Source organism: Aurantimonas sp. 22II-16-19i, from assembly GCF_002088275.1.
In the GTDB taxonomy this organism is placed as follows: Bacteria; Pseudomonadota; Alphaproteobacteria; order Rhizobiales; family Rhizobiaceae; genus Jiella.
The window spans coordinates 164482-190479 of sequence record NZ_AQQS01000001.1 but is presented as its reverse complement, the minus strand read 5'-3'; the positions used below and the strand labels follow the sequence as shown (position 1 = coordinate 190479).

Below are 25998 nucleotides of genomic sequence, written 5' to 3'. Positions count from 1 at the left end.
TCGCCGCCGCCTGATCTCCCCCCTTGTGGGGGAGATGCCCGGCAGGGCAGAGGGGGGTATGACGCGCGCAGGCGGTGAAGTCGGACCATCTCATGCCACCCGCTCCCGGACCGACAGGGCGCCGTGCTGGCGGAGAAGATCACTCAAGGCGCGATCGACGACCGGATCCGACTTGTTCTCGGGATCGAGCTCGACCTCCAGCATGAAGCGGTCGTCGCTGGCGCGCTCGATGCCGTCCCAGTCGAAGACCGGGTTGTAGAGCTTGCCGAGGCGGCCGGTGACGACGAGGGTGACGAAGCCGCCGATCGCCGCCGAGAGGATGGTGATCTCGAAGGTCGTCAGCATGAAGGTCGGCCAGGCATTGTAGGGACGGCCGCCGGAGTTGAACGGATAGGCCTCCACCGACGACCAGTATTGCAGGAAGAACATCAAGGCCGCGCCGACCGCCGCGGCGATCACCATGACGGTGCGCACCGGCGAGGGCCGCGACCCTTGCGCGGCGGCGATCTCCTCGAGGCCGGGGATGGAGTAGGGCGTGTAGGTCTCGAAGCGCCGACCTTTCTGCGCCGTCGCCATCGCCCTGACGGCGTCCGTCAGCGCGTCCGCGGTGGAGAATTCGGCGAGCAGCTTCCGGGGTGTCATCGCGCCGCGCCCTCCCTGTGGGCGAGTTCGCGGATCTCGTGGATAGAGGCGGTCGGGATCACCTTGGCGAAGAGGAAGAACAGGAAACAGAACAGGCCGAAGCTGCCGAGAAACAGCGACCAGTCCCAGAAAGTGGGCGCGTAGCTGGCATCGGTCGCGGGCAGGAAGCCATGGCTCAGCGTGTTCATGTTGATCAGGATGCGCTCCAGCCACATGCCGAGATTGATCAGGACGCCGGCGATGAAGAGGATCACGAGGTTGCGCCGGCAGAGGCGGAACCAGAAGAGCTGCGGCACCGCGCCGTTGCAGGCGAGCATCAGCCAGTAGAGCCACCAGTATTGGCCGGTGAACTGGGCGACGACATGGGTGCGGTCGACCTCGTTGCCAGTGTACCAGGCGTTGAACCACTCGAACGAATAGGAGAAGGTCATCACCAGCCCGCCGAACAGCATGATCTTGGCCATGGCGTCGAGATGGTTGCGGGTGATGATGGCCTCGAGGCCGAGGCCCCAGCGGATCGGGATGGTCAGCGTCACGACCATGGCGAAGCCGGAGAACATCGCGCCGACGACGAAATAGGGCGGGAAGATCGTTTCCTGCCAGCCGGGCATCAGCGTCGCGGCATAGTCGAGCCCGACGACCGAATGGATCGAGATGACCAGCGGCACGCCGAGGGCGGCCATGGCGTAATAATAGGCGTCGAAGGCCCGCCACTGGCGCGACGAGCCGGTCCAGCCGAGGGCGAAGAGCCCGTAGGCGGCCTTGACGAAGCGCGTCTTCGCCCGGTCGCGCAGGGTGGCCAGATCGGGGATCAGCCCGGTGTACCAGAACAGCAGCGAAAACAGGATGTAGCAGGCGATCGCGAACATGTCCCAGACGAGCGGCGAGCGCCATTGCGGCCACAGATCCATGGTGTTCGGATAGGGCGTCATGAAGTGGACGAGCCAGGGCCGGCCGACATGCAGCAGCGGGAAGAGGCCGGCGATCGAGGCCGCGAACAGCGTCATCGCCTCGGCGTAGCGGTTGATCGAGGCGCGCCACTTCTGCCGGGTGAGGAGCAGCATCGACGAGATCAGCGTGCCGGCATTGCCGATGCCGATCCACCAGACGTAGTTGGCGACGGCATAGCCCCAGACGACGTCGGAATTGATGCCCCAGATGCCGACGCCTTCGGCAAGCAGCACCCAGATCGAGACGACGAGCAGGATGACGCCGAGAAACGACACGCCGACCAGCGCCATCCACAGCCGCGTCGGCCTCGCGAAGACGGCACCGGCCACCTCGTCGGTGATCGAGCGATAGCCCATTTCGGCCGGCATCAGGCCGTCGCGGGTGCGGCCGTGCTCGGCGATCAGGTCGTGGCCGGAAAGAGGCGCGTCGCTCATTCGCCCTCCTGCCCGGTCTCGCCGCTCACCCGGTTGGTCACCCGGGCGAGGTAGGTGGTGCGCGGCCGGGTGCCGAGTTCTTCCAGGAGTGCGTAGTGGTGCGGCTCGCGCCTCAGCGCGTTGACGCTGGAGCCGGCCTCGGAGAGGTTGCCGAAGCTGATCGCCTCGGTCGGGCAGGCCTGCTGGCAGGCGGTGACGACTTCGCCCTCGGCGATCGTGCGATCCTCGCGGCTCGCCTCGCGCCTGGCGCCGGAGATGCGCTGGACGCAGTAGGTGCATTTCTCCATGACGCCGCGGGCGCGGACCGTCACGTCGGGATTGTGGACGGCATGCACCATCGGGTCGCCGAGATCGGCGAATTCCTGGCCGTTGTTGTAGGCGAAGAAGTTGAAGCGGCGGACCTTGTAGGGACAGTTGGCCTGGCAGTCCCTGGTGCCGATGCAGCGATTGTAGACCTGGACGTTGAGGCCTTCCGAATCGTGGATCGACGCCTCGACCGGGCACATCGGCTCGCAGGGGGCCTTTTCGCAATGCATGCAGGGCACCGGCTGCGAGGCGGTGGAGATGGCCTCGTCCTCGCCGGTGTAATAGGTGTCGATGCGCAGCCAGTGCATGTCGCGGCCGCGGCGGATTTCCGCCGGCCCGACCACCGGCACGTTGTTCTCGGCCTGGCAGGCGACGACGCAGGCCGAGCAGTTGATGCAGGCGGTCTGGTCGATGACCATCGCCCATTCGTAGGGGCCGCGGGGGAACTCCGGATAGAGCGTCGGCGGGACCTCGGCCTCGTTCGAAAGATCCGTTGCGGCGAGCTCCGACAAGGCGACTTCCCGGACGATCTCGCGGCCGTGCATCTGATGGGTGTGCTGGGTGAGGGCGAGTTCCACCGAGGCGCCGGTCGCGCTGCAATCGACCGGGCGCATCCACAGGGCGCCCGAAACGCGCAGCGGGCCGACATCGGCGCCGATGCCGCGGGCGATGGAGCCGAAGCGCCGGCCGTAGCCGAGGGCGAGGCCGATCGTGCCGCGGGCGATGCCGGGCACGGAGATCACCGGGATCAGCACCGGCCTCGCTTCCGGGCCGCCGGAGCCGGATGGCGTGAGGGTGACGAGGCCGCCATCGCCGATGCCCAGCGCCTCGACGTCCTTCGGGTTCATCGCCGCCGCGTTGCCCCAGACCTCCTTGGTGATCGGTCGGGGCAACTCCTGCAGCCAGGCATTGTTGGAGAAGCGGCCGTCCCAGACCGAGGGATCGGGAAGAAAGACCGCCTCGAAGCCGTCGATGTCCGGCACCTCGATCGTTGCCGCCGGCGTGGGCGACGGGGCCAGGGTGGGAGCCTCACCTGTTTCGCGGTCTGTCCCCTCGATGGTGCCTCGCGCCAGTGCCTCGCGCCAGAACGTCTCGAAGCTCTCGCTGCCGTTGCCGACGTCGCCGCGCTCGAAGCGCTCCTGCCAATAGGCGGTGACGATCTCGTGGGCGGTGAGGTTGATCTGCCCGCCGATTGCGGCGAGGACGGAGAGCGGCGAATGCCCCTCGTAGAGCGGCGAGACCAGCGGCTGGACGATCGAGGCGAGCCCCGTCGCCGTGCGCCCGTCCGCCCATTCCTCCAGGGGATGCAGCTGCGGTACGTGCCAGCGGCACGTCTCGCTGGTCTCGTCCTCGTAGAGCGACAGATGGGCGGAGAAGGGGACCGTCCCGAGCGCGTCCTCGAAGGCGATGTCGGCGGGGGCAGAATAGACCGGATTGACGCCGAGGATGAAGAGGTCGGAAATCGTGCCCGCCGCCATCGCCTGGGTGAGCTCCGCCAATGCTTCCAGATCCGGTTCCAGACGCCGCGACGGCAGGATCGACACCGTTCTGCCAAGCGAACCGAGATGGGCGTTGACCCGGTGGACGACGGCATGGACCGTCGGCGGCTGCGCCTCGCCGACCGTCAGCAGGGCATTTGCGCCGGCGTCGCGCAGGGCTTTGGCAGCGGCTTCGGCAAAGCGCGTCTCGCGCGCGTTCAGTCGCCCCGTGTCGCTGACGCCGGGCACCCCGAGCCGAGCCGCGATCGCCGAGGCGAGGACGGGGATACGGCTGCGCCGGCAGGCGAGGCGGTCGTCGGCGGTGCCGCCCGTCGCCGTCAGCACCGGCTCGGCGACGAGGAGCGGCGCCATGGTCGTCGATCCGGCCCGGACCCGGCGCCGGGCGATCACGCCCCGCGACAGCCGCACCTGCTCGGGGCCGGGACCGAGAATGTCGTGGTCGAGGCAGACGAAGGCGCTCGCCTCGCCCGGCATGAGATGCACCCGGCCGGGCGCGCCGAAGGCCGCCGCGACGCCCCGGCGCTGATTTTCCCGTGAGATCGGCTCGAACACCACCTGCCGCATCTTCGGATAGCTTCGGGCGAGGCTCTCCAGCAGGCGTTCGCTCGTCGGCGAGCTGTTTTCTCCGGCAAGGATCGCCAGACCTTCGCCGCCGGTACGGGTCCATTCCGTGCGGCGCCGGTTCAGTTCCTGGAGAAAGACCCCATAGGTGGTGAGCCGGCCTTCCTGGCGGACCAGCGAGGCGCGGCCGGGGTCGTAGAGGGACAGCACCATCGCCTGATGGAAGGCGTCTGTGGACCCCATGGAATTGGGGTGGTCGGGATTGCCCTCGATCTTGGTCGGGCGGCCCTCGTGGCTTTCGGCGAGAAGCCCGGTGGCGACGCCATTGAGGTCGAAAGCGGTGGCGAAGTATTGCGCCTGCCCGGCGACCAGCCCCTCCGGCATCTCGACATAGGGAACGATCTCCTCATAGGGCGCGCTGCAGGCGGCGAAGGGCAGCGCGGCGGAAATCCCGAGGAACTTCAGCACCGACCGGCGATCGAATCCCTGCCGGGCGGACGCCAGAAGCTCGCCGTCCTCCCTCGGCAGGACCCCGGCCGTCTCGCCCACCGCCGCCTCGCGCGGCCGAAACCCTGCGTCGCCCGTGCCGCTCATCGGTGGCACACGGAGCAGTCGGTGAGATGATCGGGCCGGATGCCGTAGTGCTTTTGAAGGATGGCGCCCTTCTCCTCCTGGTCGGCGGGCTTCTGCCAGGCCGTGTTGAAGATCTCGCTCTCCGGCCGGAGGTTCCTGGCCGGGTCGCGGTGGCAGTCGAGGCACCAGCTCATCGACAGCGGCTCGGCCTTGGCGATCAGCGGCATGTCGCTGACATCGCCGTGGCAGGACGAGCAGCCGACGCCGTTCGTCACGTGGACCGAGTGATCGAAATAGACGTAGTCGGCGAGGTCGTGGACGCGGGTCCAGCGGATCGGCGTGTCGGTGGCGAGGCTGACCCGGATCGGGGCGAGCATCTCGGCGTTGGTCCAGAGCTGCGAATGGCAGGTCATGCAGGTCTCGGTCGGCGGCAGGCCTGCGAACGCCGCCTTCTCGACCTGGGTGTGGCAATAGCGGCAGTCGAGGCCGAGTTCGCCCGCATGGTGCCTGTGGGAGAACGGAACCGGCTGCTCCACATAGTCCCCGACGCCGGTATAGTAGCTGGAGCGCACATAGGCGAAGCCCGAGATCGCGAGAAGCGCGAGGGTCCCTGCCATGCCGAGCAGCGCGACCGGCAGGAACAGGTTGGCGCGCTGCCGGAAGATTTGCGCCAAGACCCGCCCCCTCTGTCCACGCGTCTCCGTTTGCCTTGTTCATCAAGTCTAGAGACGTTCTGCAAACCGGCAATTGCCGATCGCCTTCCTGCACCGGGAAGTGCAGTCGCGGGTATCGATCCTGCCTCTCGGACGGCGCACGAGGCAGGCGGCCGGTTTCCGGCAGGTGCCGAAGAGGCAGCGGCCGGAGGCGGAGCAGATGGCGCAAGGGAAGGGCCGTGGCATCGTTTCGCCCCTTCGTTGGATTTCGCGGCGCCAGTCTCGCGTGGCAGGTGCCGGGCCGCAGAGGGCGGCCGTCGAGCCGACCACGAAGCCTTTGCGCGAGCGACAGCGCGAGGCGGATCGATTGCCTCGATGAAAACGTTTGGGCTTAAACCGCTTTATGGCTTCCCCGTCTTCGGTAAGTCCATATGATGATCGGGGCGGACAATCAGGCTGGCAGAGAGCGCATGAAGAAGCAGAAGCGTCGGCGGCAGGTGGCGGCCTTGCCGTACTGGATCGATCCGCACGGAGAGCTGAAGCTGCTTCTCGTCACCTCCCGCGATACCGGGCGCTGGGTGCTGCCGAAGGGCTGGCCGATGAAGGGGCGGCGTCTCTACGAAGCCGCGAAGATCGAGGCCTTCGAGGAAGCCGGCATCGACGGGAAGATCGGGAAGAAGGCCGTCGGCGAATACGACTACGACAAGGACGGAGAGGTTCCCTGCCGGGTCCGCGTCTATCCGCTTTCCGTTGCGGGCCTGCGGGACGAATGGCCGGAAATGGACGAGCGTCAACGCCAGTGGCATTGCCCCGGCGTGGCGGCGGATCTGGTCGACGAGCGTGATCTGAAGGCGTTGCTGCGATCGACCCCGGCGATCCTCGATCTGTCCGTCGATCGCAGGACCTGATCCCGGCGAGGCGGCAGGGCGCGGTTGCGGTGCGGGTGTTGGTACCCGCCGGGTTGTCACAGGCCGCGGTTGAGGCCGATCGGCTGCCAACGTCGCGGCAGGCAATTGCAGGCCTGTCTTCCCGATGCCCGGCGGAAACGGATGCAATCCGCAATTATTAGTTCGTTAGTCGTACGAAGTTACCCTACGGATCATCTGCCATTTGCGGATCGAGGCGGGCGCGACCCGTCGATCCAGGCACCGCCTTGCCATGCCAGGCGAAGGGGTGCACCGCCAGGGAGCATGCAATGACTTCCGTTTCGTCCATGAACAGCGCCGCCGTGCTGATCCTGCAGCAGGCTGGCCCTTCGACCGCGGCCGCAACGGCCGGCGATCAGGCTTCCGCCCCGGACGCCATCCTCGCGGCTGTGACGGGCGTCTCCGGCGAGACCGGCGGCGCCCGGCTCCAGGCGTCCTCCTCCATCAACAACGGGCTGTGGGACGGGAAGGAAAAGCAGGACGGGGTCGTTCAGGCCGCTCTCGATTATCTCGATTCCGACCTGTTCCAGTCCAGCGATCCGCGGGTCAAGGACACGCTGAAGAAGCTGATCGCGCAAAACGGCGAGGAATTTGCCGCCAAGGTCCAGGCCGAGAAGGGCAGGAACGCCGGGATGACCCTCGAGAATGCCATCGTGAATGCGATCGGCGCCACCATCCGCGACAATCGCGGACAGTTTTCCGCGGGCGAGTTCGTCGTCGGCTTCAAGTTCGCCGGCGGCGGCGCCATGATCCAGAACATCGCCGACGTCAACGGCAACAGCACCTACCAGTCGATGATGGACGACTTCCAGGCGGCGCATGCTGCGCTCCTCAGCGCGAGGCAGAGCGGCGAGACGGGTCTCTGGTCCGATGCCGGAACTGGCCCCGCCGAGGCCAATTTCAGCGCCTGGACCGACAAGTGGCTCACGAGCTTCGGGTTCGACCTGCCTGAATGATCGGTCGGCCGTCCGGCCGATCCGCGCTTGCCTCATCGAACGAGGCTTCGGCGACACCCCTGCCACAGATGCCAAGGCCTTGCATTCGATCCCGGGTTCCCGCTTGCCGGGATCTTGATCGAGCCAGGCCCGAAGCATCCGAAGGCCGAGATGGTCGATCGCCGCAGCTTCGCCGCCGCCGTGGACGGCGGCATGCAAAGCGGCGGCCATCAAACCACTCATCGACCCGGCCTTAGGCCGCCAGAACCATCTCCGACGGCTCTTCCAGAACGAAGCGGCCGGTCGGCGCAATGACGCCCGCCGCGCCGTCGAGCGCACCTTCCACCAGCTCCAGCGCCAGCAGGCGCCGCGGCTCGAACGGGCCCGGCATCGAAAGCGCCCCGGTCTTGTCCACGGAGAAGCCGAAGCGGGCGTAATATTCCGGATCGCCGACGAGGATGATCGCGCCGTGGCCGAGCCTCGCGGCTTCGGCGATGGCGCAGCGCATCAACAGGCTGCCGAGGCCGGTGCCCTGGCTCTCCGGGGAAACCGCGAGAGGGCCGAGGAGGAGCGCCGGAACGCTGGCGCCGTCCTTCGTGCCGGCCGCTACGTTCCAGAGACGCACGGTGCCGACCAGCGAGCCGTCCGGGCGAAGGGCCGAGAAGGCGAGGCGCTCGGCCGGCAGCCGGCCGGCGCGAATCTGCTCGGACGACTTGCGGGTGCGGGCGGGACCCATGGCGGCGTCGAGCAGGGCTTCCCTGGCGGGCACATGGCCGCGCTCCTCGTCGACGATAGCGGCGAAAGGGATGGCATCGGCAAAGGCGGATGAAGAGACGAATGCGGTCACGAAAACCTCCCGGAACACGAAGAAGGAGGTTGAAGGAATGCGTGCCGCTTGCGGCGCGCGGGCGAAACAGCCCGGCGCCGCGCCTGTCGAAGACTATCGCTTCGACAGGCGGTCTGCGCCGGACCGGAAGGGCGGTCTTCGCCCTTCCCATCGTCGGAGATTGCGGGGGTCGGTCATGGCCGCCATCAGATCACATAGGCCCTGAGCGGCTCGATGCCGTTGAAGGCGACCGAGGCGTAGGTCGTCGTGTAGGCGCCGGTTCCGTCGATCAGGAGCTCGTCGCCGACGGTCAAAGAGACCGGCAGCGGGTAGGGCGTCTTCTCGTACATCACGTCGGCCGAATCGCAGGTTGGGCCGGCGAGGACGCAGGGCTCCATCGCGTCGCCGTCGCGAGCGCTGAGGATCGGGTAGCGGATCGCCTCGTCCATCGTCTCGGCGAGACCGCCGAACTTGCCGATGTCGAGGAACACCCAGCGGTTCTCGTCCGCCTTCGACTTCTTCGAGACGAGCACGACCTCGGTCTTGATGACCCCCGCATCGCCGACCATGCCGCGGCCCGGCTCGATGATCGTCTCCGGCAGCTGGTTGCCGAAATGCTTGGTCAGGCTCTGGAAGATCGCCTGGCCGTAGGCCGCCGCCGCCGGCACGTCCTTGAGGTAACGGGTCGGGAAGCCGCCGCCCATGTTGACGAGGGTGAGGGTGATGCCCTTTGCGGCCAGCGCGTCGAAGACGAACTTGGCGTCGGCGATCGCCGCGTCCCAGGCGTTGGTGTCGGTCTGCTGCGAGCCGACATGGAAGGAGACGCCGGTCGCCTTGAGGCCGAGCCCGTTGGCGGTGTCGAGGACGTCGACGGCCATCGCCGGAACACAGCCGAACTTGCGCGACAGCGGCCACTCGGCGCCCTCGCCATTGGTCAGGACGCGGCAGAAGACGCGGGCGCCGGGCGCCGAACGGGCGATCTTCTCGACCTCCTCGACGCAGTCGACGGCGAACAGCGACACGCCGAGCGCATGCGCCTTGGCGACGTCGCGCTCCTTCTTGATGGTGTTGCCATAGGAGATGCGAGCGGGCGTCACGCCGGCGTCCAGCGCCATCTCGATCTCGGCGACCGAAGCACAGTCGAAGTTGGAGCCGAGCGAGGCGAGGAGCCGCAGGATCTCGGGCGCCGGGTTGGCCTTCACCGCGTAGAAGATGGCGGAATCGGGCAGGGCGCGGCGAAAGGCGCGGAAATTGTCCTCGACGACGTCGAGGTCGACGACGAGGCAGGGGCCGTCCGGACGGCGGGTGGCGAGGAAGTCGATGATGCGCTGGGTGACCATGGGTGCCTCCGAGGGACCAAAAGGGGTCAACAGGGAGCGTGCGCTACCGATCACCCGAGCGACGACGTCGTTCGGGAGTCACGGTTTCGCGACGCGACTTGGTCGGAAACCCGCGCCAGAAAACGCGAGCATTCCGCTTTCGTCTGCCATGGTTTGGAGGGCTTGAACCCGCCGCACTTCAGGCAAGGAAGGTGTGCCTCTTCAGTATTCCCGGCGATGGAGACCAGGAGAGACCAGAAAGGCCCGGACCGTCGTTGCTTCAAGGCGTCCTCGATATCGCGCGGCTCGCGAAATCGACTGGGTGTGTTACGTCCAGGTACCGTCACGGCTACCCTCGCATCTGAGGACCGTGGGACGCCCACAGGCACGTGCGACATGGGGCAAGCGGCGATGTATGCCGAGTTCTTGTCATGCGCAAGGGCCATGCGGGCATACGGTTGATTTTTTGCCCCGGCCGTTCAAGGAAGGGGAATGGCTGCGGCAGCGCGGTCACATTGGGTCAGGTTGGAGCAAGCTCGAAGCCATGGACACACTGACCAGGATGCGCGCCTTTCTCGCCGTGGTCGAGAACGAGGGGTTCTCGGCCGCCGCCCGCAAGACCGGGCGATCGAAGGCGCTTCTGTCGAAATATGTTCGCGAGCTCGAGGACGAACTCGGCGTCCTCCTGATCAACCGCACCACCCGGCAGATCGCGCTGACGGCCGCCGGCGAGGTCTATGTGCGCCGGGCGGGGACGATTCTCTCCGACCTCGAAAGCCTGAACGAGGAGGCGCGCGAAGCCACCGGCGAGGCGAAGGGGCGCATCCGCGTGTCGGCGGCGCGCACCTTCGGGGATGCCGAACTCGGCCTCAGCCTCGTCGACTTCGCCAAGGCCTATCCGGACATCGGGCTCGACATCCATCTCGACGACAACTTCGTCAATCTGGTCGAGGAAGGCTTCGACGTCGCCATCCGCATGACGCGGCTGAACGATTCGGCGATGATCGCCCGCCGGCTCGCGTCGCTGGACTTTGCCATCGTCGCCAGCCCCGAGCTTCTCGCGCGGCTCGGCAGGCCGAGCCATCCGAGCGAATTCGTCGACTATCCGGCCGTGGTCGATTCCAATTCCCGCATGTTCTCCAACTGGATGTTCCGCGATCCGGTGACCCAGGAACAGATCTCCGTCGCCGTCTCCGGCCAGTTCACCGCCAACAGCCCGGTGACCGTGCGCGCCGCGGCGCTGGCCGGCCTCGGATTCGCGCTCAGCCCCTCCTTCGTCGTTCGCGACGATCTGGAGGCGGGCCGGCTCGTCACCGTCCTCGACGAGTACATGACCAGCGATGCCGGGATCTATGCGGTGTTCCCGCACCGCCGGCATCTGCCGGCCCGGGTGCGGGTCTTCGTCGACTATCTCGCCGAGTGGTTCAAGAAGTGCAATCGCAAGGTCGCCGGCGAGCTGGCCAACGGCCACGCCGCCGATGGAGCGGCGCGGCCGGACCAGGTGGCCTGAGGCGGGGCGAGGCGGGATCGAGGCGCGGCGCGGCTATAACGAGGTCTGGATCTGGTGCGAGGAATTCGCCGTCCCGCTGGGGATGGCGAAGATCGAGTAGCGGCGACCGCGGGTCCGGCCCGTCAGGCAGAAGACCCGTCAGGGCGTGGTGACGAGGCCGGCGCGGCTGAGCGCCAGGCCTGCTGCCAAGATCATCTGCCGATCGCTTCGTGGGCGCCGCGGCGGCACGTGACCTTACGGCATCACCTCCCCATCAAATGCTCTGGAGCCCCGTGGCCGGTGATTGAACCCGCCGCGCGGACATGTCCCAATCCTGGCCGGAACGTGCCGTTAACCGGCCGTTCAGCCATCCCGTGACACGGTCTCGCCATGCGCCATCTTCTCGTCTCCGCCGTCCTCTGCGCCACCCTTGCGATGGCGCCCGCCGCGCCAGCGCTCGCCAAGGGCGGCTCGGGACCGCGCGAGACCAGCTTTGCCGCGCCTGGCGATCCGGGCACCATCGTCATCCGGACTTCCGAGCGAAAGCTCTATCTCCTAACCGGCAACGGCCGCGCGCTCGAATACGACATCGCCGTCGGCAAGCCGAGCGAGCAGTGGTTCGGCCGGAGTTGGGTGTCGATGAAGCGGCCGAACCCGACCTGGATCCCGACGCCGGACATGCGGGCGCGCAATGCCAGCCTGCCGCAATCCGTCGGTCCTGGCCCGAAGAACCCGCTCGGCGAACGGGCGATGAATCTCGGCTGGACGGCCTATCGCATCCACGGCACCAACTCGCCGAACTCCATCGGCAGCGCCGCCTCGTCCGGCTGCTTCCGCATGCGCAATGCCGACGTCAAGGACCTCTACGAACGCGTCCATGTGGGCGCCCAGGTCCTGGTCGAGCGGTAGGCCCGGGAAGGCGACTGCCGAGCGCCGGAACCACTCGCTTGAGCGATCCTGCCAGGGGGCTGGCGAGAACGACCCGTTCCGCCGCAAGCTCGATGACGCCCCACGGGGAATTCTGAACGCTGGCCGGACTCGTCCCAGGCCGGATGCCACAAGTGCTGTCCGTCGACCCATGCGCCGCCCTCGTTCCGGGCGAGTGTCCTCGCGTCAATCGTATCGTGCGGTCGACCCGATCCGGCGGAACGCATGGGGTCCGGGGAACGCATGCAGTCGCCGTCAACGGACCAGAGCGCCTCGAGATCGGTTTTGGACCGGCTGGCATGTATTCCTGCAGCAGGCCGACAGTGATGCGCTCGACCGGAGCCGGTCGTTCAAATTTCGGCCATGGTTCTGGGGTCTTCAGGCTCCGGCTCGAAAGGGGATCGTCTTGCTGAACCGGTTGGTTTTACGGATGGGGGCGCTGGTGACAGCATCCTGCGCCACGACGGCCGCACTGGCCCATCCGCATGTGTTCGTCGAGCCGCATGTCGAGATCGTCGGCGATGCGGCGGGGGCGTTCACGGCGATCCGCAACGTCTGGCGGATGGACGAATTGTTCTCCTCCTCCGTCGTCGTCGATTTCGACAAGAACGCCAATGGCGCGCTCGATCCCGAGGAGCTCGACGCCGTCGGCGAGACAGTCCGCCAGTCGATCGCCGAATGGGGCTTCTACACCTTCGCCGAGATCGGCAGCCGTGACGTGAAGCTCGGGGCCCCGGAGAAGATCCACACGCTGTTCGAGAACGGCCAGTTGATCTTCTTCTTCGAACTGCCGGTCGCCGAGCCGGTCGACCTGACGAAGCAATCGGTGAAGGTCGCGAATTTCGACGAGAGCTTCTTCGTCGCCTTCGACTTCAAGGGCGCCGAGGATTTCCAGCTGATCGACCTGCCGGGCGGATGCGTCAAGACCATCCACGTTCCCGACGAGGACGAGGCGGCGAAGGCCTGGATGAACACGATCGCCGGGATCGGCCCGGACGAGGAGGTGCCGCAGGACCAGGCGAACGCCTACGCCGACATCCTCGCCACCCGCCTGGAGGTGTCATGCAAGGCGGCGAGCTGATCGGCGGCCGACGGTCGCCGCGCTGGCCGCGCGGGACCGCGTCGGCCGCGGCGCGCGAGGCGGGGCCGTTCCGGCGGCTCGGCGCGATCGCCTTGCTGTGCCTTGCGGCCGGCCTCGCGGTCTGCGTGGCGAGCGATCCGGCCCTCGCCCGTTCCTCGATCGGCATCGGCACCTCGGACGCCATCACGACGCCCGGCAACGGCCTCTTCTCCGGGCTCTTCGTCCTGATCGCCGAGAAGCAGCGGGAGTTCTTCTCGGCGCTGCGCGAGGCGCTGGTCGGGCTGAAGCGCGGCGACGGCGCGCTTGTCCTCCTCGTCGGGATCTCGTTTGCCTACGGCATCTTCCACGCAGCAGGCCCCGGACACGGCAAGGCTGTGATCTCCTCCTACATGCTGGCGAGCCGGGCGGAGCTCCGGCGCGGCGTCGGCCTCGCCATCGCCTCGTCGCTGATGCAGGCGATCACGGCAATCCTGGTCGTCGGCGCCGGCTGGTATGTCCTGCGCGGCACCGGCATCTCGATGACCGACGCGACCGACTGGCTGGAGATCGCCTCCTATGGCCTCGTCGTCCTCTTCGGCCTGGCGCTGCTCGCGCGGGCGCTGGTCAAGCTGGCGCGCCAGTGGCGGCCCTTTGCGCGCTTCGGTTCGTCGGTGCGGGGGGCGTCGATGCGGCGCCTGTCGACCGCGGGCGAGGGCTCGGCGATGGGCACGCTGGCCTTCGCCGCGCCGGGTGAGGCGAGGGCGCCGACGATGCGGGCGGCCGAGGCGCTGCCGGCCGGCGTCGTCTGCGACGAGGCGGCCGACGACTGCGGCTGCGGCCGCCAGCACATCGCCGATCCCGCGCAGCTGCGCCGGCCACTGACGCTGAAGACGGCTGCGGCGCTGATCGCATCGGTCGGGCTTCGCCCCTGCGCCGGCGCCATCGTGGTCCTGACCTTCGCGCTGCTCAACCAGCTCTATCTCGGCGGCCTCGTCTCGGTCTTCGCCATGGCGGCGGGCACCGCGATCACCGTCTCGGCGCTGGCGACCTTCGCCGTCCTCGCCCGCAGTGCCGTCGAGCGGGCGGGGCGCCATGCCCGCCGCGCCGCCCTGGTGGGCCTCGGCCTCGAGATTCTCGGCGCGGTGCTCCTCACCCTCGTCGGCATCGGGCTTCTGGGCGGTGCGCTGACGACGCTGTGACGGCGGTGACGATGACGACGATGCCGACGGCGCTCTGCCGGCGCTGCGGCGCGCGCGCTCAGTCGCGCCGGTCGCGATAAGCCCGGCAGGCGGCGCCGAAGGCCTCGAAGATCGCCGCCGACGGCGCGTCGTTCTCGGCCCAGAATTCGGGATGCCACTGCACGCCGAGGACGAAGCCCTTCGCACCCTCGACGGAGATCGCCTCGACCGTGCCGTCGGGCGCGCTCGCCTCCACCGTCAGCCCTTCGCCGAGCCGGTCGATCGCCTGGCGGTGCAGCGAGTTCACCCGGATCTCCGGGGTCCCGACGATCGAGGCGAGCAGCCCGCCGGCGGTGACCGCCACCTCGTGGCGGGTGGCATAGCGCTCCCGCTGGTCCTCGTGGGTGATGGCGCGGTGGTCCATGCGGCCATCGATCTCCTGGATCTCGGTCGCCAGTGTGCCGCCGAAGGCGACGTTCAGCTCCTGGTGGCCCCGGCAGATCGCCAGAAGCGGCAGGCCGCGCCGCAGCGCCTCCCGGATCAGCCGATCCGTCAGGTCGTCGCGGTCGGTGTCGAAGGGCTCGTAGGAGGGCGACGGCTCGGCGCCGTAGCGGGAGGGATGGACGTTGGAGGCCGAGCCGGTCGTCATCACCCCGTCGACCCGGTCGAGGATCGCGGCGAGGTCGATCTCCTCCGCCATCGCCGGGACGATGACCGGCGTCGCGCCGGCGACCCGCAGGAGCGCCTTCAGATAGGTGTCGGGGCTGGCGTGCCAGCGATAGTTCTGGAACTCGCGGATGTCGGCCGGTACGGCGACGAGGGGGGAGGCGGCGGTCATCGGGCTACTCTTCTGCGGTGGTCCTGCGGCAGATAGCTCGCGCCGGCGGTTCCCGGAAGCCCGCCCGGCGAAATACCCGCGCCGATTGTCGGGCGCCTGCTTTTCTTCAGCCGCTCACAAAGCTAAACACGAAGGGCTGCGGCGGGATGGATGGAGCCGCATCGCGCCTTCGTGCCCGGACGGCCGGAGGGACCGACACTTGGGAGGAGTTTCATTTTGGATCGTCGTACATTCATCACCAAGGCAGGCATCGGAGCCGGCGCCGCCGCGGCTTCGACATTGGCCGCGCCCGCCATCGCCCAGGAGAACGAGAAGATCACCTGGCGCCTGACTTCGTCCTTCCCGAAGTCGCTCGACACCATCTATGGCGGCGGCGAGACCGTCGCGAAATATGTGCGCGAGGCGACCGACGGCAATTTCGAGATCCAGGTCTTTGCCGCGGGCGAGATCGTCCCCGGCCTGCAGGCGGCCGACGCGGTCTCCTCCGGCACCGTCGAGATGTGCCACACGGTGCCCTACTACTATGTCGGCAAGGACGTCACCTATGCCATGGGAGCGGCCATTCCCTTCGGCCTCAACGCCCGCCAGGTCAATGCCTGGCACTATTACGGCGGCGGCATCGACCTGATGAACAAGTTCTATGAGACGCAAGGGTTCGTCGGCTTTCCGGCCGGCAACACCGGCGTCCAGATGGGCGGCTGGTATCGCAAGGAGATCAACGCCGTCGCCGACCTGCAGGGTCTGAAGCTCAGGATCGCGGGCCTCGCCGGGCAGATCATGTCGAAGCTCGGCGTGGTGCCCCAGCAGATCGCCGGCGGCGACATCTATCCCTCGCTGGAAAAGGGAGTCATCGACGGCGCCGAATGGGTCGGTCCCTATGACGACGAGAAGCTCGGCTTCGTCAAGGTCGCGCCCTACTACTACTATCCCGGCTGGTGGGAGGGCGGCCCGACCGTCGCCGTCTTCATCAACAAGGAGAAGTACGACGCCCTGCCGACGCGCTACCAGTCGCTGCTGAGGACCGCGGCCCAGGCCGCCAACAACGACATGCTGGCCTCCTACGACTACAAGAACCCGCAGGCGATCCGCCGCCTCGTCGACCAGGGGGCGCAGCTGAGGGCCTTCAGCCAGGAGATCATGCAGGCCTCCTACGATGCGGCGAAGGAAGTCTATGCCGAGGTTTCCGCCGGGAACGCCTCCTTCAAGGAAATCTACGACAACCAGCTCGCCTTCAAGAAGGACGCCTATCTCTGGGCGCAGCTGTCGGAATACACCTTCGACACCTTCATGATGATCCAGCAGCGCAACGGCACGCTCTGAGCCTCACCGAGCCGCAACGAATCTCGGCGCGCTTGACGGGCGGGCCGAGGGCCGCGAGCAACCAAACGAAACAGGCCGCCCCGAGGGGCGGCCTGTTTCGTTTTGCGGAGGCGCTGGTCGCCCAGCGCCTCCCGGTCTCTCGGCGCCGTTCAGAACCTCACGGCGAACCGGCCGGTGACGCCGTTGCTGGTGGCGTCCTCGCCGAAGTTGCCGCGATAGCTGAGGCCGAGGGTGGCATTCGGCGCCACCTCGACGTCGACGCCCGCCTCGACGATCGCCGCATTCTCGGAAATCGCCGCGCCGTTGACGGCGAAGTCGGCGCCGGTGTCGACGAAGGAGAGCGCGACGTCCGGATCGGTATCGCCGAAGGCATGGCGCCAGCCGAGCGTCGCCCGCGGCGAAACCGTCATGCCGTTCGCCTCGAAGGACGTCGCAAGCCGGACGCCGAGGGTGGAGGCGCCGACGTCCTGGTCGTAGCCCTCGCCGCGCAGTGCGGCCGAGCCACCGGTCTCGGTGAAGTCGTCGAGGGAGAAGTGCGTCCAGGACAGACCGGCGAAGGGTTGCAGGGCCACTCCGCCGACCGTCATGTCAGTGCTGACCTCGCCGAACAGCCGCAGGCTGTCGGCATCGATTCCGGCCGACAGGGCATTCGAGAAGCCGGGGAAGGCGAGCGACCGCGACACGTCGATGTCGTGGGTGGCGTAGGACCCGCCGAGGCCGAGATTGACCGCCCCGAAGCTGCGGCCGCCATAGAGGGCGATCTGGTAGCTGTCGGCATCGGCGCTGCTGGCGAGCCCGTCGGCGTCGATGTCGGTGCGGGAATAGCCGCCGGCGATGCCGACCGACCAGTCGCCGATCATGCCGTCGACGCCGGCGAGGAAGCCGCCGGTCTTGGCATCGAGATCGGCGACGCCGTTGCCCGAATAGTCCGTCCAGTCACCATAGCCGGCGCCCCAGAGTTGCACCCCGCCGAGGCTCGGCTGCGCCGGATAGCCGAAGCCGGCGAACGTGCCGTCGGGACCGGTCTCTTCGCCATAGGCGAGGGGCGGCGTTCCCGTTGCGGCGCTGCCTGCCCGGCTGGCTCGAAGGTGCTGCAGGATCAGGTCGCCGCTCGTCTCGCCGGCGCCGATCAAGGCGGTGCCGATGCCGGCATAGACCTCGCCCGAGGCGAGGTCGAAGGCACGGGCGGCGTCTGCTTGCGTCGTCTGGCGGAGGAGAGCGTCGTAGAGATCGCCCGTGCCGCCCGCCTCGATGGCGCTGGCGACGCTGCGGCCGTTGGCGCTGCCAGCCAAGCTGGCGAAGGACGTGGCGTTGCGCTCGAGGCCGAGGGTGACGCTCGTCGCCGCATAGAAGAGGGTCGGGTCGATGAAGAGGAAGTCCTCGTCGGCCGTCACGCTGTCGAACGTGCCGGAGACGCCGCCGGCGGCGCTGAGGATGACGAAGGCGACGTCGGGATTGGTGAGCGTTCCGGCTTCGACGGTGCCGCCGCCGAGCGTCGCGGTGCCCGAGACGGCGATCTGGTCGGACGTCGTGCCGGAAATGTCGACGACATAGGTCGAGCCCGGATTGAAGCTCGCATCGCCGTCGACGGAAAGCGTGGCGACCGCGCCGTCGGTGTCGCCGGGGCTGACGGTGCCGGAGGCATCAAGGCCGGAGACGGTGCCGGTGCCGGCGAGGAATGCCCCGCTGCCCACCGTGACCATGCTGGCGAGGCCCGCATCGACGGTGAGCGCGGCGCCGGAAGCGATCGTCGTACCGGACACGAAGCTCTGGTCGCTGTCGACGGTCCAGCTGCCGCCAACCACGTTCAGCGTCTCGACATTGCGGGTGTCGAAGAGAGTGGCGGCGCCGGTGCCGACGAGACTGACGGAGTCCGCGCCGTCATTGCCGTCGACGATGCCGTCCATCGTCGCGCCGGTGTCCATGACCACCACATCGTCGCCGCCGCCGAGATCGACGTCGCCGACGATCGTGCCGGTGTTGATCAGCGTGTCGGCATAGCTGCCGGTGATCTTGATGGCGCCGTCGGTGCCGCCCTCGATCCGGCCGGCATTGTCGATGGTGGTCGCGCCGACCGCGTCGCCGAGGTCGCTGTCGTCGACGGTGATCGCCCGGCCGGGCGCGCGGATCACGCCGGTGGCACGGTTGACGATCGTGCCGCCGCCGATGGCGAGCGCCTCGTTGATCGATTCCCCGGAGGTTCCGACCGCCTCGACCGTGCCGGAGTTCTGAAGGGAGAGAAGGCCGTCGACGTCGATGCCGTCGCCGTCGGCGCCATTGGCCGTCCCGGTGATCGTCCCGGTATTGGTGACGAAGACCGTGCCGTTCGACCCGATGACGCTCTCGTCGTTGTCGGGGTCGAAGATGCCGTTGTCGATGTTGACGCCCGAACCGTCGAGGCCGGTGATGGTGCCGTCATTGGCGATGGTGACCGCCTCGTCGCCGGTGATGCCGTGGCGGGTGCCGGTGATCGTGCCGGTCGCATGGTTGATGACCGTGCCGCCGGCATCGTCCTGGAAGTCGATGCCGTCATTGCCGTCGTCCGGATCGGCGGCGCCGCCGAAGATCGTGCCGGAATTCTCCACCGTGGCGTTGGCGCCGGGGCGGATCGCGTCGGCGTCGGCGGCGGAAATCGCCCCGGTCTCGCGGTTGATGATCGTCGCACCGGTGGTATCGGACTCGAGGCCGTTCAGGTCCAGCGCCTGCCCGTTGTCGTCGCCGGTACCGACGGAGGCGATCACGCCGGCATTGTCGATGACGAAGGATCCTGTTGCCGCGCCCGTGTCGGCATCGTCGTCGTCTTCGGTGATGCGGATCGTGTCGCCCATCGAGACGATCGTGCCACCTTCTTGGTTCGTGATCACCAGCGAGACGATGTCGGTGTAGTTCTCGACATTGATGGCGCGGTCGGTGCCCGCCGTGGTGTCGATCAGCCCGGCATTGTCGATGACGATGGTGCCGGAGCCAGGCCGGATCGCGTCGTTGTCCTCGGCTTCGATGACGCCGGTGGCGGTGTTGACGATGGTGATCGAGGCGTCCGGCGATTCGAGCGAGCCGAAATCGATCGCCTGACCGCCCGCCGAGGTGATCGTGCCCGCGTTGCTGACGACGACCGTGACGACGCCGTCGTCGCCGATGCGGAAGGCGTCGTTGTCGGCCGACAGCGTCGCGCCCTCGAGATTGTTCAGGGTGAAGAAGCCGCTGGCCTCGTCGGTGTCGATGCCGCGATCGTCGGTGGACGAGATCGTGCCGGCATTGGTGACGACGACGCCGGCGGAGGGGCCTTCCCAGACGATCGCATCGTCGCCGTCGACGATCAGGGCAGCACCAGCCGCGACGTTGCCCGTATCGGTGCCGGTGACGGCCTGGGCAGCGGTCTCGGTGCCGGCTTCGACGCTGAAGCTGTCCGCCCGGGCGGCCGTGGGCGCCGCCCCGAGAGCAGCCGTGATGGCGATCAGGCTGACGCCTGCGACGAATCTGAACATGATGAGCCCCCTGACATTCGAGGCTCGCCGGTTAGGGCGCCCGCATGACACAGGGATGACACAATTGCCTCGAATGCGCCGCGTTTGCGCCGTTCCACGCCGTGTGTTGCTTTTTCGTCAGCGGTGCATATGGTCGCGCGAGAATTCGGCTTCGGCCGCTGATCGGAATCTCATCGCCGCCCCTTGGGCGGCGTCGCTTTGTTCGGGAATGAGACCAAAATGGACAGACGCAAATTCATCCGCGGTGTCGCCACCGGCGCCGCCGGCTTCGGTGCCGCCTCGACCCTTGCGGCCCCGGCCATCGCCCAGAGCAATCCGAAGCTCCAGTGGCGCTGCATCTCGTCCTTCCCGAACTCGCTTCCGGCTCTCTTCGGCGCGGCCAGGTACATCGCCGACTATGTGCGGGAGATGACCGACGGCCAGTTCGAGATCCAGACCTTCGCCGCCGGCGAGATCGTCCCCGGCGGCCAGGTGCTCGACGCGGTGCAGAGCGGCACCGTCGAGATGGGGCATACGGCATCGTATTACTACGTCGGCAAGAACCCGGCCTTCGCCTTCGGCACCACGGTGCCGTTCATGCTGAACGCCCGCCAGCAGAATGCCTGGTTCGACCAGGGCGGCGGCAACGAACTGCTCGACGCCTTCTTCGAAAAGCAGGGCATCTTCGCGCGCCCCGCCGGCAACACCGGGGCCCAGATGGGCGGCTGGTATCGCAAGGAGATCAACGCCCTCGACGACATGAGGGGCCTGAAGATGCGCATCGCCGGCCTTGCCGGCCAGGTGATGGCCAAGCTCGGCGTGGTGCCGCAGCAGATTCCTGCCGGCGACATCTATGCCGCGCTGGAAAAGGGCACGCTGGACGCGGTGGAGTTCGTCGGCCCCTATGACGACGAGAAGCTCGGCTTCGTGAAGGTCGCGCCCTACTACTACTATCCCGCCTGGTGGGAGGGCGGCGCCGCCACCCACGCGATGATCACCCTCGACACGTGGAACGCGCTGCCCAAGCCCTACCAGGCCATCGTCAAGGCGGCCTGCGAGGCGGCCAACGGCCACATGCTGGCGACCTACGACTGGGAAAACCCCAAGGCGATCAAGCGCCTCGTCGGCGAGGGCGCGCAGCTGCGCCCCTTCACCCAGGAGATCCTGCAGGCGAGCTTCCAGGCCTCCGAGGAGGTCATGCAGAAGATCGCGGCGGAAAACGCCGAGTTCAAGACGCTTTACGACAGCCAGGCGGCGTTCCGGGCGGAGAGCTATCTCTGGGAGCAGCTCGCCGAATACAACTTCGACACCTTCATGATGATCCAGCAGCGCAGCGGCGCGCTGTGAGAACGCGCTGTTTCGTTTGATCGCAAGGGGCCCGTCGGTCGCTCGGCGGGCCTTTTTCATTCGCCGCTGCGTTTCCGCCTTTGGCCGCGTGCCGCATCCGGGCTTTCTGGCACACAGCAATCTCGGCGGCTCTTGCCGCGTGGCATCGGCCTTGACGGAGGGACGCAAGCATCCACGCTTCGTCATCCCGGCCATCGAGCCGGGATCCATTCCAAACCGCCGGCATTGCGAGCATGTTTCCTCGTCAACGCATTGATCTTACTGAAACGAAGAGCAGCGTTGACGGCAAAGGCGTGGATCCCGGCTCGGGGGCCGGGATGACGAAGCGTCGGGTTTCGCGCTCATCCTGCCGCGCCTGTGCACCGTGAAACGCCGATTGGCGATGACGGGCAAGAGGCAATGGGCGAACCCTCCTATGGCCCTGAAAGCGGATGAAAACACGCCGCGCGGTGGCCGTCGCCTCGCTCTTTCGCCTCCAGCGGCGGCATCGCCGCGCGGCAATCGGCCTCGACCCGCGGGCAGCGGGCGGCGAAGGGGCAGCCGGGCGGCGGATCGTAGGGGTCCGGTAGCTCGCCGCTGTCGCCGCCGCGCTTCGCCCGCTTGCGGTTCGGCACGGGGGCGGAGTCGATGAGGAGCTTGGTATAGGGGTGCAGCGGCGCGCGGAACATCGCGCGCGCCGGCGCCGTCTCGACGATTTCGCCGAAATACATCACCGCCACCCGGGTCACGACGCTTTCGACCACGGCAAGGTCGTGGCTGATGAAGACATAGGTGAGGCCGCGCTCGCGCTTCAGCCGGTCGAGGAGGTTGAGCACCTGTGCCTGCACCGAGACGTCGAGGGCCGAGACCGGCTCGTCGAGGACGACGACGTCGGGCTCGGCCGCGAGCGCCCGGGCGATGCCGATCCGCTGGGCCTGGCCACCCGAGAACTCGTGCGGATAGCGCTCGAGGAATTCCGGCCGAAGGTTCACGTCCTCGACCAGCTTCTCCAGCCGCGCCGCGCGCTCGGCCCGGCCGACGCCGAGGAGGTGGCGCATCGGCGCCTCGAGGATCTCGCGGATGGTCTGGCGCGGATTGAGCGAGGAGACCGGGTCCTGGAAGACGTATTGGACGCGCCGGGCGAGGGCCTTCGTGCCGGATGCGGAGAGATCCTCGCCGTCGAGGCGGATCGCCCCCCGCGTCGGTCGGTCGAGGCCGACCAGCATGCGGGCGAGGGTGGACTTGCCGCAGCCCGATTCCCCGACGATGCCGAGAGTCTCGCCCCGGGCGACGTCGAGCGAGACGCCGCGCACGGCGGTCAGCTGCGGCTTGGCTGTGCCGAAGATCGTCCGTCCGCCGCCGAAAGTTCGGGCGAGGTCGCGGATCTCGATGAGGGGCGCGGCGGCACTCATCGCGATGCCTCGGGGAGATGGTTTTCGCCCGCCGCTCCGAAGAGGGCTTCGCCCGGCCGCAGCGGATGGAGGCACCGGGCCTGGAGGCTGCCGCGCCTGTCTTCCAGAGGGATCTCGCCGGACCGGCAGTCCGCCTCCACCCGCGGGCAGCGATCGGCGAAGGCGCAGCCGGGCGGCAGGCGGTTGACCGCCGGCGGCCGGCCGGGCACCGCGTCGAGGCGGCGCTCCGGCTCGCCCATGACGGGCACGCAGTCGATCAACATGCGCGTATAGGGGTGGGCCGGTTCGGTCAGGATCTCTTGGGTTTGGCCGGTCTCGACGATCCGGCCGGCATACATCACCGCCACCCGGTCGGCGATCTCCGAAACCACGCCGAAGTCGTGGGTGATGAAGAGGACGGCGGTCTGTCGTTCGCGCCGCAGCTCGTCGAGGAGCCGCAGCACCTCGGCCTGCACCGTCACGTCGAGGGCCGTCGTCGGCTCGTCGGCGATGATCAGCTGCGGGTCGTTGGCGAGCGCCATGGCGATCGAGACGCGCTGGCGCAGCCCGCCGGAGAGCTCGTGCGGCAGCGCCTTCATGCGCTGGGCGGCGTTGGGAATCCGCACCAGATCGAGGAGTTCGCGCGCCTTGGTCTCGGCCTTGCGCCGCGACAGAGGCTGATGGGCGCGGATCGCCTCGACGATCTGGTCGCCGACGGGAAAGAGCGGATGCAGCGTCGCCAGGGGATCCTGGAAGACGTGGGAGACGGCGCCGCCGCGCAACTGGCGGATGCGCCTGTCCGAGGCCTCGGCGAGGTCCTCGCCCTGGAAGCCGATGCGCCCGCCGGCGATGACGCCCGGCGGCGAGGGCACGAGGCCCATGATGCTCATCGCCGTCACCGATTTTCCCGAGCCCGATTCGCCGACGAGGCCGAGGCATTCGCCGGGGCGGATGACGAGATCGACGCCGCCGGTGGCATGGTAGACCTCGGAGCCCATGTGGAAATCGGTGTGCAGGTCGCGGACTGCGAGGATGGGGGCTTCGGCGCTATCGTCCTCATTGTTTCCTCCGGCACGGTCGGCGCCGAGGCACCCCCCTCTGCACTGCCGGTCGCCGGGGCGAGCCTCGGGTCTCGCCCGTCCTTCGGACCCCCCGCAAGGGGGGAGATCACGCCGCGGTGGCGTCTCAGACCTATCGATCTCCCTCCTTGTGGGGGAGATGCCGGCAGGCAGAGGGGGGCGGCCACCGCCGGATACGTCGGCAGGCAAAGGCCCCCGATCCCCGTCATCCTTCGGAACGCGCCGATCCTTCGCCACCCTCGTCCTGAACGACGGCCGCGCCAGCGCGCCCGATCGCAGCCGCGGGTCGAGCGCGTCCCTGATGCCGTCGCCGATCAGGTTGATGCTCATGACGATCAGGAAGATCATCAGGCCGGGCACCAGCGAGATCGTCGGCGCGGTGAACATCACCTTGCGGCCGTCGCCGAGCATCGAGCCGAGATCGGCCTGGGGCGGCTGGGCGCCGAGGCCGAGAAACGACAGCCCCGCCGTCTCGAGGATCATCCAGCCGACGGTGGTCGAGAGCGTGATGACGATGGTCGGAAGGACGTTGGGCAGGATGTCGGACCACAGGATCCGCAGCGGCCCCTTGCCGGAGAGCCTCGCCGCATCGACGAATTCGCGCCTTGCGAGGCCGACGGTGATGCCGCGGATGTTGCGGGCGAAGAAGGGAACGTTGACGATGGCGATGGCATAGAGCGCGTTGATCAGCCCGGGGCCGAGGATCGCGACGATGGCGAGCGCCAGCAGGATGTAGGGAAACGCCATCATCAGGTCGATCAGCCGCATCAGCATCTGGTCGGTCCGGCCACCCGCATAGCCGGCGACGAGGCCGATGGCCGAGCCGAAGAAGGCAGCGATCAGCGAGGCCGAGAAGCCGACGACCAGCGACACCCGCGTTCCCCAGACGAGGCGGGCGAGCATATCGCGGCCGAGCGCGTCGGTGCCGAAGGGATGGTTTTCGGAGAACAGCGGCGCGAGGCGGTTCGCCGGATCGGTGGCGTTCGGATCGGCGAGCGGCAGGATGGGCGCTGCGAGCGCCGCCAGGACGATGACGGCAAGGATGCCGAGGCCTGCCGCCGCGAGGCGGTTGTTGAGGATGAGCGCGAAGGTCGAGGGGCGCTCCCGGCGCTGCCGCTCCCGCGGGGTCGCCGTGCCCTCCGACGTCGTCGCAGCCGCGGTCATTTGAGCCTCGGATCGAGCAGGGTCTGGCAGACGTCGGCGGCGAGGTTGAACAGGACATAGGAGGCCGCGACGACGAGGACGCCGCCCTGGACGAGCAGGACGTCGCGCTGGGAAATCGCATTCACCAGCATCGCGCCGATGCCTGGCCACTGGAACACCGTTTCCACATAGACCGCGCCGCCGAGGACGAAGCCGGCCTGGATGCCGATGACCGGGACCACCGAGACCAGCGCCGCCATGAAGGCATGGCGATAGATCACCCGGCGCTCGGTCAGGCCCTTGGCCCTTGCGGTGCGGATATAGTCCTGTCGCAGCACCTCCAGCATCGCCGTGCGGGTCAGCCGGGCGATGACGCCGGTGGCGACGAGGGCGAGCGTGATCGCCGGCAGGACGAGGTGGTGCAGGATGTCGAGCGGCCCGCCGCCGCCATAGATCGCCACCATGCCGCTCGCCGGGAACAGCTTGATCTTCACCGCAAAGAACAGGATGAGCAGCAGCCCCAGCCAGAAGGACGGCACCGAGATGCCGATCAGCACGACGAGAGTGATCGCCTTGTCGGCAAGGCCGAACTGGCGCACCGCCGAGACGATGCCGGCGAGCAGACCGAAGACCGTAGCGAGGAGAAGCGAGGCGCCGGCGAGCAGCAGGGTCGCCGAGAAGCGCTCGAGGACGATGTCGATCACCGGCCGATTAAGCGCGTAGGAGCGGCCGAAATCACCGGTGACGACGCCGGACATCCAGGCGAGATACTGCTGCGGCAGGCTCTTGTCCAAGCCGAGCGAGGCGTTGAGCCGCGCGACGTTCTCCGGCGTCGCATAGGAGCCGAGAATGGCGGTCGCCGGATCGCCGGGAATCAGCGCGATCATCAGGAAGACGACGACGGAAAGGCCGAACAGGACGGGGATGGCCGCGAGGAGGCGGCGGGCGATGGTGGCGGTCATGGGTGCGGCCGCCGAAGTGCCCGCCGCGCCCTGCCGCCGATACCCCCCTCTGTCCTGCCGGACATCTCCCCCACAAGGGGGGAGATCGATCTCGCGGCAGCGTGCCACCTACCTGTCGACCATGCGATCTGCACCAACCGCGGATACCGCGTGCCGAGCTCCGAAGCCGCCGATCTCCCCCCTCGTGGGGGAGATG

Annotated in this window: 19 protein-coding genes; 8 read left to right on the top strand and 11 right to left on the bottom strand. The window is 68.0% G+C overall.

Translation table 11 applies throughout. The features are described from left to right. Window positions 1-90 precede the first annotated feature (90 nt). From ATO4_RS00910 to ATO4_RS00895, 4 genes are read right to left on the bottom strand one after another with little or no spacing between them, the layout of a single operon-like run. Entirely contained in the window at window positions 91-642 is a 552-nt protein-coding gene (locus tag ATO4_RS00910; protein WP_083589513.1) for a DUF3341 domain-containing protein, read from the bottom strand. Beyond that, complete coding sequence (gene nrfD, locus ATO4_RS00905) at window positions 639-2027, bottom strand: NrfD/PsrC family molybdoenzyme membrane anchor subunit (protein ID WP_245308496.1); 1389 nt, start codon at window positions 2025-2027, stop codon at window positions 639-641. The genes ATO4_RS00910 and nrfD overlap by 4 nt, the downstream gene beginning before the upstream one ends. Beyond that, window positions 2024-4987: a 4Fe-4S dicluster domain-containing protein gene (locus ATO4_RS00900; RefSeq protein ID WP_083589512.1), complete on the bottom strand. Its 2964-nt coding sequence runs from the start codon at window positions 4985-4987 to the stop codon at window positions 2024-2026. Before ATO4_RS00900 ends, nrfD begins: the two co-directional genes overlap by 4 nt. After that, window positions 4984-5640, bottom strand: coding sequence for a cytochrome c3 family protein (locus ATO4_RS00895; RefSeq protein WP_083589511.1), 657 nt, complete (start codon window positions 5638-5640; stop codon window positions 4984-4986). The genes ATO4_RS00900 and ATO4_RS00895 overlap by 4 nt, the downstream gene beginning before the upstream one ends. Window positions 5641-6089: 449 nt before the next feature. Between ATO4_RS00895 and ATO4_RS00890 the strand changes: the two genes are divergently transcribed. Together ATO4_RS00890 and ATO4_RS00885 are read left to right on the top strand one after the other, a co-directional pair. Then, window positions 6090-6527, top strand: a complete 438-nt coding sequence (locus ATO4_RS00890; RefSeq protein ID WP_083589510.1) for an NUDIX hydrolase — start codon at window positions 6090-6092, stop codon at window positions 6525-6527. Window positions 6528-6814: 287 nt separating this feature from the next. Further along, window positions 6815-7501 (top strand): hypothetical protein, encoded by a 687-nt coding sequence (locus ATO4_RS00885; protein ID WP_139802176.1) that lies wholly within the window; start codon window positions 6815-6817, stop codon window positions 7499-7501. 232 nt (window positions 7502-7733) lie between these two features. Here the strand turns inward: ATO4_RS00885 and ATO4_RS00880 are convergent, their stop codons facing one another. Then, window positions 7734-8288, bottom strand: a complete 555-nt coding sequence (locus tag ATO4_RS00880; RefSeq protein ID WP_245308522.1) for an N-acetyltransferase — start codon at window positions 8286-8288, stop codon at window positions 7734-7736. A 224-nt stretch (window positions 8289-8512) separates the two neighbouring features. Then, a complete protein-coding gene (gene odc2, locus ATO4_RS00875; protein ID WP_083589508.1) occupies window positions 8513-9646 on the bottom strand; it encodes an ornithine/lysine decarboxylase in 1134 nt (377 codons plus the stop codon). 523 nt (window positions 9647-10169) lie between these two features. On the opposite strand from odc2, the gene ATO4_RS00870 reads away from it, so the two are divergent. From ATO4_RS00870 to ATO4_RS00855, 4 genes are all read left to right on the top strand, one after another. Next, a complete protein-coding gene (locus tag ATO4_RS00870) occupies window positions 10170-11135 on the top strand; it encodes a LysR family transcriptional regulator (RefSeq protein WP_083589507.1) in 966 nt (321 codons plus the stop codon). A 369-nt stretch (window positions 11136-11504) separates the two neighbouring features. After that, window positions 11505-12023, top strand: coding sequence for a L,D-transpeptidase (locus ATO4_RS00865; protein ID WP_083589506.1), 519 nt, complete (start codon window positions 11505-11507; stop codon window positions 12021-12023). 448 nt (window positions 12024-12471) lie between these two features. After that, a complete protein-coding gene (locus tag ATO4_RS00860; protein ID WP_083589505.1) occupies window positions 12472-13122 on the top strand; it encodes a DUF1007 family protein in 651 nt (216 codons plus the stop codon). After that, a complete protein-coding gene (locus ATO4_RS00855; protein WP_083589504.1) occupies window positions 13104-14300 on the top strand; it encodes a nickel/cobalt transporter in 1197 nt (398 codons plus the stop codon). Before ATO4_RS00860 ends, ATO4_RS00855 begins: the two co-directional genes overlap by 19 nt. A 58-nt stretch (window positions 14301-14358) precedes the next feature. Here ATO4_RS00855 and ATO4_RS00850 read toward each other — a convergent pair whose 3' ends face one another. Beyond that, entirely contained in the window at window positions 14359-15117 is a 759-nt protein-coding gene (locus ATO4_RS00850) for a gamma-glutamyl-gamma-aminobutyrate hydrolase family protein (RefSeq protein ID WP_083589503.1), read from the bottom strand. 216 nt (window positions 15118-15333) lie between these two features. Between ATO4_RS00850 and ATO4_RS00845 the strand changes: the two genes are divergently transcribed. Beyond that, a complete protein-coding gene (locus ATO4_RS00845; protein ID WP_083589502.1) occupies window positions 15334-16437 on the top strand; it encodes a TRAP transporter substrate-binding protein in 1104 nt (367 codons plus the stop codon). 149 nt (window positions 16438-16586) lie between these two features. Here ATO4_RS00845 and ATO4_RS00840 read toward each other — a convergent pair whose 3' ends face one another. Then, a complete protein-coding gene (locus ATO4_RS00840) occupies window positions 16587-19922 on the bottom strand; it encodes an autotransporter domain-containing protein (protein ID WP_083589501.1) in 3336 nt (1111 codons plus the stop codon). Between the two features lie 219 nt (window positions 19923-20141). Here ATO4_RS00840 and ATO4_RS00835 point away from each other — a divergent pair, with 219 nt between their 5' ends. Then, window positions 20142-21248, top strand: a complete 1107-nt coding sequence (locus tag ATO4_RS00835; protein ID WP_083589500.1) for a TRAP transporter substrate-binding protein — start codon at window positions 20142-20144, stop codon at window positions 21246-21248. 413 nt (window positions 21249-21661) lie between these two features. Here ATO4_RS00835 and ATO4_RS00830 read toward each other — a convergent pair whose 3' ends face one another. From ATO4_RS00830 to ATO4_RS00815, 3 genes are read right to left on the bottom strand one after another with little or no spacing between them, the layout of a single operon-like run. After that, on the bottom strand, window positions 21662-22639 hold the full coding sequence (locus ATO4_RS00830) for an oligopeptide/dipeptide ABC transporter ATP-binding protein (RefSeq protein ID WP_083589499.1): 978 nt from the start codon (window positions 22637-22639) through the stop codon (window positions 21662-21664). Beyond that, the gene (locus tag ATO4_RS28200; protein WP_245308495.1) at window positions 22636-24861 is read right to left on the bottom strand and encodes a dipeptide/oligopeptide/nickel ABC transporter permease/ATP-binding protein; all 2226 of its coding nucleotides are present in this window, start codon (window positions 24859-24861) and stop codon (window positions 22636-22638) included. Before ATO4_RS28200 ends, ATO4_RS00830 begins: the two co-directional genes overlap by 4 nt. Beyond that, window positions 24858-25802, bottom strand: a complete 945-nt coding sequence (locus ATO4_RS00815; RefSeq protein ID WP_083589498.1) for an ABC transporter permease — start codon at window positions 25800-25802, stop codon at window positions 24858-24860. The genes ATO4_RS28200 and ATO4_RS00815 overlap by 4 nt, the downstream gene beginning before the upstream one ends. Between the last annotated feature and the right edge of the window lie 196 nt (window positions 25803-25998).